Here is a 5,817-nt window from a genome sequence, read left to right as displayed (position 1 = left end):
CCGAGACCGCCCCGAACCCAGCAACCAGGGCACCCTTAGTACCGATACGGAGAGTGATCATTCTGAAAGTTGCCCATTGCGTTGGAGGCGTGATCACGCCGCCCTGTGGAGTGCCCTCCTCCGTCGGCGCGAATCCCTTGCCGTTCTCGAATACCCCTGCCTTCAGCCACTCCCGGATCAAGTCCCTGGCGGGGAACGATCCGAGAACTTCCAGAAGCCGGGAATGGTCGATCCGGTCGAACGCCGCAGCCAGGTCCGCGTCGAGCGCCCACACCCGCTTGGCCCGAGAGCCTCGGCAGATCTTGAAGATCGCGCTGATAGCGTCCTGGCAGCTCCGCCCAGGCCGGACCCATAAGACTTGGGCTCAAACGGGGACTCCCACTCAGGCTCCAACGCGTTACGAACCCTGCATCACTTCAAAGGCTCACCTGCTCACGTCAGCGCCCCTTTCGGAGCCCAGGCACTCGGCCCGGTATCCGGCCAGTTATCCGGGACGGCGGTCCGGAGGGGCCGCCTTGCCGTCCCGGGTTTCCTGTCGACTTTCGTCCACCGGCATTCGCTTCTTGAGCATCCTGTTCCCGCCAGAGGATTCCGCTCTCCTTGCGGTCGGCCTACCGATCCCGCCACCCAGGACGGGCCGGACTCTGTCGGGGTTCCCATGTTCCACACGCGTGAGATGCAGCCGGGGTGGGTGCCTTCTTTACTCCGGGGCGGCGGTGTCCTCCCAGCCAGCGCAGCCTCTCTGACCGGCGCCTGCCGCTTCCCAGCGGCCAGCCCTATACCCCGCTGGAACATCCCATCGGCGGAGCTGCTGATAACGGAGCATACGAAGATTCACTCACGTTCACCCGTCCGGCCTTCCCCAGGCCCGCCATCCCCGGATGGAACGGGAACGGCTTCGGCTCTCACCCCAGGCTCCGCACCCCGCGGTCACCCGCGACGCACGCCAGGGCGGGGACGGTCCCACGGACACTGGACCGGATCACACCCTCATCAACATGACCTCCAGACTGGCGTGATCACTCACCACGTGCGACATCACGTCGCACGGCTGCCCTCAGCTCCACCGTCCCGCTGCGACGGGATTGTCGGCGAAGGTCTCTCACCTCCACTCGAACCACAGCGCCTCACGGCGCACGCATGACCTGCGGCATGGTGTTGCCAGCACAGCGTTGGCCGCGCACGTGGACCTGCGTACGGTCCAGGGGCAATTCGGGCACGCCAGTATCGTGCTGACCTCCGACACCTACACCTCGGTCCTGCCCGAACTCCATCACGCGGCGGCCGAGGCCACGGCACGCCTGGTGCTCGCCACAGCGCGACGGACAGGTCATAGGCTGCGGAAGCGGACGATCCAGCTCCGGCGTCGTCCCACGAACCGGCCGCCACGTTGACTGCTTTGCTGGAAAGGTCTGGTGGTGTCTGTTTGTCCCAGGCGTGACCCGGCTATGACCCATCTCTTGATTCTTTGATCAAGGGCTAAGCGAACCTGCAGGTGAGAGTGGTAGGGCGCCCGGGGCTCGAACCCGGAACCTACGGATTAAAAGTCGCGAGGACTTCTATCGGGCTGTATTTCAACGTTCAATTGTATCGCTCTGCGAAATTTGTCGCATTTAAAATGTCTGAAAATGTCGGCCCGTGTTCACGGGTGCCGATAGCCGAAGAGCACGTGACGAGCACGCGGCCCGGGGTTGGTGTGCCATTGGCGCGCTCTTGACTGTTCGATTTGTCATGATCTCGGCATGTTGGTCTTCTACCGGTAGGGCCAGGTGTCAAGTGCCACGAGAGTGTCAGTGGGTATTGCGGTGTTTGCTGTGCGCTCGAGACGGGCCGGTGTCATCGTGAAGGCGCCCTGTCCCATTGCGGCCGGACGCGACCTATCCACAAGCGCTTGCTGGCTTGGTTGCTGAGCCGCTGGTCGCCACGTAGGAGGCATTCGTGGACCCCTACACCGATACCGACACCGCCGTCATCTGTGCCCCGCCCGGTCAGGTTCTGAGCCCGGCGGTCATCGACGAGGTGCTGAGCCGTATCGGCCAGGCCACCGACGCGGTGGCCGCGCAGCACGCCCAGGCCGTGCAGACGGACAGAGATCTGGCCGAAGAGTTCAAGCGGCTGGAGCGCCGACGCGATCCCGTCATGATTGCCCTGGATCCGAGTCTGTCGCTGTGCGGAGTCCGCCAGATGCTGGCCGAAGAGGTCGAGCAACAACTGGCAAGGGTGGTGCTGGAGTTCGCCGCCTGGTGGTCCGATGTCGCAGCCTGCGCCGTGATGACCACCCTGACTGGCACCCCGTTGACGCTGGCCAGAGTCGCGGCTGTGAGCCCGCGCCAGGAGATACCTGCCGGCGCGCTGGATGGCATCGCCGTGGTGCCCGAATCGGAGCGTCAGCTGGCCGAGCTGGCCCTGTTCATGGACACGGACAGGCCCCCCGGGATTACTGCTGTGGGTGGGCAGGAGTTTGCCCAGCGGCTGGGGTTGGAGCCTCGCTATCTCGACGACGGTGAGGTGGTCCTGCACGACGGCGACTGGCCGGAGGCACGGAGGCGCCGTATGTGGGGCGAGGCCTGGCTGAGTCACAACACACCGCTCCTTCCGCCCTGGTGCGTCATGGCCCGGGCAATGGCCGTCGCGAGCGTGCCCGAACCCAGCGTGACGGCGATCCTTCAGGCTACTCACGCGGTGGACCTGGCCCTGGCCGCCTCGATCCACAGTCGCCTGCTGATGGAGGCCGCCATCGAGATGGATGGTGCTGGTCAGGAACAGCAAGCCGCGCAGACTGAAGCCCAGGGGCTCGCCTGGATGAAGATCGGCGATGAGATCCCGGCCGTGCTCATCGCCTACGCGCGGACCCTGACTACCCATCTGCCCGCCGTGCGCCGGTCCTGCGCACCGGCCTCGTAGCCACGGTATCCGCCCAGCCGTCCTCGGTGAGGATATCCAGGAGCGGATCCCGAGTCTCGTGGCTAGGGTCGGTCTGTGGCTGACGACGTCGACCTGATCTGGCAGCAGTTGCGAGCGACGCAGTGGGATCCGCCAGCCGCTGCGGGGAGGAATCGGGCCACCAACCTGGCGCTGGGCAGGACAAGGACACGACGTCATGGACCTCCCTCCGGCTTGCACGGTTTCGCCCCGAGCGGTGGTACACCGCGCTGGCCCTGGGGCGCTCGCCTGTTCACCTGCGTCAGCGAGTCACCTCCGCACCCTGAACACCCACCACTCGACCGAGACGACGCTGGCCCCTCCCCTGCAGACCGGCGGATGCGGTTCGGCTGACTCGAAAGGAGAATCGTGATCATCCGAGCGGTGCTTTAGAAATTGGCCATCTCCGCCTCGGATGGCCATCACGACGGCGGGGGAGGGCCAGCGTGGTAAACCTCTGTAGTGGTTGGGTGAGAATCGTCGGCCCGTTTGGCTATTTCGGGTGAATGGGTGGAGCTCGTGCTGCAAGGTTGGTTCTGTGAAGCCGCAGCAGATTGTGCGACCTGGACGGATCGATCATCTGGGCGATGACGGGCGTGGGTATCCGATCATCTCGACGGTCGGGCGAGACGAAACAGGTGCCAACTTCGGATCGGTGAACGAGCGGCGTAAGCTCGCCCTCGCCACGTTTGACTGGTGCGCGGTTTGTGGCTTGCCCTTCCGGTCGGAGACCCGCTGGCAGGTTGTCGTCGGTGACGGGTTGGCTCTTGGCGTTGATCAGCGTGATATTCGCTACTTCGGTGAGGCGCCAGTTCACGAGATCTGCCTCGTCTACGCCGCGCAAGTATGCCCTCATCTGTCGTCGCCGGGGCATCGCCTGGGCGATCAGTATCGGGCCGGGCGGCGTCGCGAGCCGACGATTCGCCTGGCTGGCTTCGAAAGAACGTCCGAGGTTCGGGCCTTTAAATCCGGGCTCCAACGTGACGCTTTTGTCCTGCACTTCGCCCACACAGGTTTTGTTGGCGAAATAATCTATGAGTCTCCGGTTGAACTGCACGACCATTACATGGCTCTGTTGGAGAGGGGAGGATGTCCCGGATCTTTCTTCGACGGAACGTGATCTCATCGGCCTTTTCAATGAGCAGAGCGATATGGGCGACACCGTCACTGGCGCGGCGCTCATGGCGGGAGCGACTTTCGCTAAGAATGTAGAACGAGTCCAGGGTATGAGGGTCTTCGCGAGGAGCGGGTACTGGCGGCAGCTTGCCTTACATCTGCTGGATCCCGACGAACTCGCCCGCTGGGTGGATGGGCCCGAGGACCGAGCCACCAAGTATATGGCTCGCTGGCTGATGGAGCAGGAGGGGAGGCTTCCCCCGGTTCTTGATAGCTGGCGGGAAGCGGGTCAGAGGCTGGCGCGGTCTAAAGGCATGGCGACTCGCACGCATGAGCGCAGCGGTCCTGGGCGTACGGTGGCGAAGAATGAGCGGTGCCCATGCGGTTCGGGGCGCCGTGCACGACGTTGTCATCCAGCGGGACTCCCCGCTGACTAATCGCCATGCTCGACCATATGTCGTTTTATGTGTCGATATTGGGTGCGATGCGCATTCATCTCGAAGAGCGTGCCGACTCTACGTCGTACTTCGTCGAGAAGGGCGTTCCTGTACCGCGTCATAACACACCAACGATGGCGCTGACCTGCGACTTGACGGGCACCGGCATCACCGAGAAGATCGCGTCTTGTGCTTGTCCGCCTGCTCTACCTCATCACGCTGCGGATGTTCGGCTGGCTGATGTTACTGGGCCGCAGCCAGGCGTCGAAGAACGTGGAAATCATGGTGCTGCGTCACGAAGTGGCAGTGCTACGGCGCCAGGTCGAACGTCCGAAGCCGGATTGGGCCGATCGAGCCGTCCTGGCGGCGTTGGCCCGGTGGCTGCCGGCGGTGCTGCGCGCTCATCGGCTGGCTACCCCGGCGACGCTACTGTCGTGGCATCGTCGTTTGCTCCGACAGGCCTGGACCTATCCACATCGGCCCGGACGTCCAGCGACAAGTCGAGAGATCCGGGGCTTGATCCTCCGCCTGGCGCGGGAGAACCCCGCATGGGGCCATCGGCGGGTGCACGGGGAACTGGTGCGGCTCGGCGTTCAGGTCAGTGAGGCGACCGTACGGCGCATTCTGCGCTCCCGCCGCATCCCGCCAGCGCCCCGCAATATCGACACCTCCTGGCGCACCTTTCTACGCTTGCAGGCTAAGGGGCTCCTGGCCTGCGACTTCTTCCACGTTGACACGATCTTTCTGAAGCGCCTGTACGTGTTGTTCATGATGGAGGTCGGCACGCGCCGCGTGCGCATCCTGGGTGTGACGTCTCATCCGACCGGCGCGTGGACCACTCAGCAAGCCCGTAATCTGCTGATCGACATCGGCGAGCGAGGAGGCTCGTTTCGCTTCCTCATCCGCGATCGAGATGCCAAGTTCACCGCCGTATTCGATGAAGTCTTCGCCGCCGTGGGCGTCACGGTGCTGAAAACGCCGCCACAGACGCCCCGAGCTAACTGCTTTGCCGAGCGGTGGATCCGGACGGTGCGCGCCGAGTGCACCGACCGCATGCTGATCTACGGTGAACGTCACCTGCGCTCGGTTCTGAACGAGTACATCGATCACTACAACGGCCACAGACCGCACCAGGCGCGCGGCCAACGACCACCCGATCAAGACGAACAGGCGGTGGTGTCCGTAGAAGGCCGGATCAAACGCCACGAAGTGCTCGCAGGAGCGATCAACGAGTACCGCCGAGCCGCCTAGTGCTGTGACCGGAAACGATCACCGGGTTGGCGCGTAGGACGGTCCTGCCGGTTGGATGGTGCTGATCACGTTCGATCGGTAGTTGGGAGTC

Annotated in this window: 6 protein-coding genes; 5 read left to right on the top strand and 1 reads right to left on the bottom strand. The window is 64.0% G+C overall.

What is annotated here, in order from left to right:
- A partial coding sequence (locus AB0I81_RS63710; protein WP_360680598.1) for a reverse transcriptase domain-containing protein occupies positions 1 to 301 on the bottom strand: 301 nt, incomplete at its 3' end.
- Between the two features lie 784 nt (positions 302 to 1,085).
- Here AB0I81_RS63710 and AB0I81_RS63705 point away from each other — a divergent pair.
- From AB0I81_RS63705 to AB0I81_RS63685, 5 genes are all read left to right on the top strand, one after another.
- Entirely contained in the window at positions 1,086 to 1,394 is a 309-nt protein-coding gene (locus AB0I81_RS63705) for a tyrosine-type recombinase/integrase (RefSeq protein WP_360680595.1), read from the top strand.
- Positions 1,395 to 1,938: 544 nt separating this feature from the next.
- Positions 1,939 to 2,904: a hypothetical protein gene (locus AB0I81_RS63700; protein WP_360680592.1), complete on the top strand. Its 966-nt coding sequence runs from the start codon at positions 1,939 to 1,941 to the stop codon at positions 2,902 to 2,904.
- 556 nt (positions 2,905 to 3,460) lie between these two features.
- Positions 3,461 to 4,042 carry a hypothetical protein gene (locus tag AB0I81_RS63695; protein WP_360680601.1) on the top strand — a complete coding sequence of 194 codons (582 nt, stop codon included), beginning with the start codon at positions 3,461 to 3,463 and terminating at the stop codon, positions 4,040 to 4,042.
- Positions 3,957 to 4,475 carry an SEC-C metal-binding domain-containing protein gene (locus AB0I81_RS63690; protein ID WP_360680589.1) on the top strand — a complete coding sequence of 173 codons (519 nt, stop codon included), beginning with the start codon at positions 3,957 to 3,959 and terminating at the stop codon, positions 4,473 to 4,475. The genes AB0I81_RS63695 and AB0I81_RS63690 overlap by 86 nt, the downstream gene beginning before the upstream one ends.
- Before the next feature lie 189 nt (positions 4,476 to 4,664).
- Positions 4,665 to 5,726, top strand: coding sequence for an integrase core domain-containing protein (locus tag AB0I81_RS63685; RefSeq protein ID WP_360680586.1), 1,062 nt, complete (start codon positions 4,665 to 4,667; stop codon positions 5,724 to 5,726).
- Positions 5,727 to 5,817 lie beyond the last annotated feature (91 nt).

Source organism: Nonomuraea sp. NPDC050404, assembly GCF_040655495.1.
Lineage (GTDB): Bacteria > Actinomycetota > Actinomycetes > Streptosporangiales > Streptosporangiaceae > Nonomuraea.
Note: the sequence above shows the minus strand (reverse complement) of the source record. Positions and strands in the feature narration are given on the sequence as shown.

What these genes read in the sequence shown, in the direction of transcription:
- AB0I81_RS63690 (WP_360680589.1), top strand. Translation starts at nt 3,957, where the DNA reads ATGAGTCTCCGGTTGAACTGCACGACCATTACATGGCTCTGTTGGAGA.